This window comes from Shigella sp. FC1544 (assembly GCF_001722145.1).
GTDB lineage: Bacteria > Pseudomonadota > Gammaproteobacteria > Enterobacterales > Enterobacteriaceae > Escherichia > Escherichia coli.
Genome location: NZ_MECT01000205.1, coordinates 1 through 2,777, shown reverse-complemented (window position 1 = coordinate 2,777; position 2,777 = coordinate 1). Strand labels below are relative to the sequence as shown.

Sequence of the window (2,777 nt, the reverse complement as noted above, 5' to 3'; positions counted from 1 at the left end):
GTCACGCTGAAAATGCCGGCCTTTGAATGGGTTCATGTGCAGCTCCATCAGCAAAAGGGGATGATAAGTTTATCACCACCGACTATTTGCAACAGTGCCTGTTATTTCACTGGGTGCCGAAGGCGCGCTTTGGGTTAATGCCTCCGGCGAATGGATCGCCAAACCACCGTCAGTCGATGTCGTAAGCACCGTTGGCGCAGGGGATTCTATGGTTGGTGGCCTGATTTATGGCTTGCTGATGCGTGAATCCAGTGAACACACACTGCGTCTGGCGACAGCTGTTGCAGCCCTGGCGGTAAGTCAAAGCAATGTGGGTATTACCGATCGTCCGCAGTTGGCCGCAATGATGGCGCGCGTCGACTTACAACCTTTTAACTGACAGCAGGAGAGGCATAATGAAAACGCTGCTGATTATTGACGCTAATCTCGGTCAGGCACGCGCCTATATGGCGAAGACCCTGCTGGGCGCGGCGGCGCGAAAAGCAAAACTGGAAATCATCGACAATCCGAACGACGCAGAAATGGCGATTGTTCTCGGTGATTCCATCCCGAATGACAGCGCGCTGAACGGTAAAAATGTCTGGCTGGGTGATATTTCCCGGGCAGTTGCGCACCCTGAGCTGTTCCTGAGTGAAGCCAAAGGCCATGCGAAACCTTACACTGCGCCGGTCGCTGCGACAGCACCGGTTGCTGCCAGCGGTCCGAAACGCGTAGTTGCGGTGACTGCTTGCCCGACTGGCGTAGCACACACCTTTATGGCGGCTGAAGCCATTGAAACCGAAGCGAAAAAACGTGGCTGGTGGGTGAAAGTTGAAACCCGTGGTTCTGTTGGCGCGGGCAATGCAATCACCCCTGAAGAAGTCGCAGCAGCGGATCTGGTGATTGTGGCGGCAGATATCGAAGTGGATCTGGCGAAATTTGCTGGTAAACCGATGTATCGTACCTCTACCGGTCTGGCGCTGAAGAAAACCGCGCAGGAACTGGATAAAGCGGTTGCTGAAGCAACGCCGTATGAACCGGCGGGCAAAGCTCAAACGGCGACCACTGAAGGTAAGAAAGAGAGTGCAGGCGCTTACCGTCACTTGCTGACAGGCGTCTCTTATATGCTGCCGATGGTCGTCGCAGGTGGTCTGTGTATCGCGCTTTCTTTTGCTTTTGGTATCGAAGCGTTTAAAGAGCCGGGTACGTTGGCAGCGGCGCTGATGCAGATTGGCGGTGGTTCAGCCTTTGCGCTGATGGTGCCGGTACTGGCAGGTTATATTGCCTTCTCCATTGCCGATCGTCCGGGCCTCACGCCGGGTCTGATTGGCGGTATGCTGGCGGTCAGCACCGGTTCTGGCTTTATTGGCGGTATAATTGCTGGCTTCCTGGCTGGTTACATTGCGAAGTTAATCAGTACGCAACTGAAACTGCCACAGAGTATGGAGGCGCTGAAACCGATCCTGATCATTCCGCTAATTTCCAGTCTGGTGGTCGGTCTGGCGATGATCTACCTGATCGGTAAACCAGTTGCTGGCATTCTCGAAGGGCTGACTCACTGGCTGCAGACCATGGGGACTGCGAATGCGGTTCTGCTGGGGGCGATCCTCGGTGGCATGATGTGTACTGACATGGGCGGTCCGGTAAACAAAGCAGCGTACGCATTCGGTGTGGGTCTGCTGAGTACTCAAACATATGGCCCGATGGCGGCGATTATGGCGGCAGGTATGGTGCCACCGCTGGCAATGGGTCTGGCAACAATGGTGGCGCGTCGCAAATTCGACAAAGCGCAGCAGGAAGGTGGCAAAGCCGCTCTGGTATTGGGACTGTGCTTCATTTCGGAAGGTGCAATTCCGTTTGCTGCTCGTGATCCGATGCGTGTGCTGCCGTGCTGTATCGTGGGTGGGGCGCTGACTGGCGCAATCTCAATGGCGATTGGTGCGAAACTGATGGCACCGCACGGTGGTCTGTTTGTTCTGCTGATCCCTGGCGCTATTACGCCGGTACTGGGTTACCTAGTAGCAATTATTGCTGGTACGCTGGTGGCGGGTTTGGCCTATGCCTTCCTGAAACGTCCGGAAGTGGACGCAGTAGCGAAAGCAGCGTAATAAAAGGTGTGTTACAGGGCAGAAATTTCCTGCCCTGTAACATTTGATGAGCGCAAAGAGAATGACCGGTTTGTGAATGTAATTTTATGAATTTAAATGGTTTTATATTTCAGTAGAAACTTGAAACGTTCATCAAATACTAAGGTTATTTCCTCAAGGGCAGATTATTTTCTGCTTTTTTTATTGTTCCCGTTCTGTGCATCCCGTCACAAATTCCTCGCTTTTGTAATTCAGGCATTTAATCGCATTTTGTGAGCCTGCTCAAATCTGCCCATTTTGCCTCTCTGGCGGTAATTTACTTTACGTAAAACATGGGTAATGACTCCAACTTATTGATAGTGTTTTATGTTCAGATAATGCCCGATGACTTTGTCATGCAGCTCCACCGATTTTGAGAACGACAGCGACTTCCGTCCCAGCCGTGCCAGGTGCTGCCTCAGATTCAGGTTATGCCGCTCAATTCGCTGCGTATATCGCTTGCTGATTACGTGCAGCTTTCCCTTCAGGCGGGATTCATACAGTGGCCAGCCATCCGTCATCCATATCACCACGTCAAAGGGTGACAGCAAGCTCATAAGACGCCCCAGCGTCGCCATAGTGCGTTCACCGAATACGTGCGCAACAACCGTCTTCCGGAGCCTGTCATACGCGTAAAACAGCCAGCGCTGGCGCGATTTAGCCCCGACGTAT

Annotated in this window: 1 protein-coding gene and 2 pseudogenes; 2 read left to right on the top strand and 1 reads right to left on the bottom strand. The window is 52.9% G+C overall.

What is annotated here, in order from left to right:
- Nucleotides 1-100 precede the first annotated feature (100 nt).
- Together BGK49_RS11770 and fruA are read left to right on the top strand one after the other, a co-directional pair.
- Nucleotides 101-379 (top strand): annotated as a pseudogene (locus BGK49_RS11770) (PfkB family carbohydrate kinase); the annotation flags it as partial.
- Between the two features lie 16 nt (nucleotides 380-395).
- Nucleotides 396-2,087, top strand: coding sequence for a PTS fructose transporter subunit IIBC (fruA, locus tag BGK49_RS11765; protein WP_000854446.1), 1,692 nt, complete (start codon nucleotides 396-398; stop codon nucleotides 2,085-2,087).
- A gap of 329 nt (nucleotides 2,088-2,416) precedes the next feature.
- Here fruA and BGK49_RS11760 read toward each other — a convergent pair.
- Nucleotides 2,417-2,777 (bottom strand): annotated as a pseudogene (locus BGK49_RS11760) (IS1-like element IS1B family transposase); the annotation flags it as partial.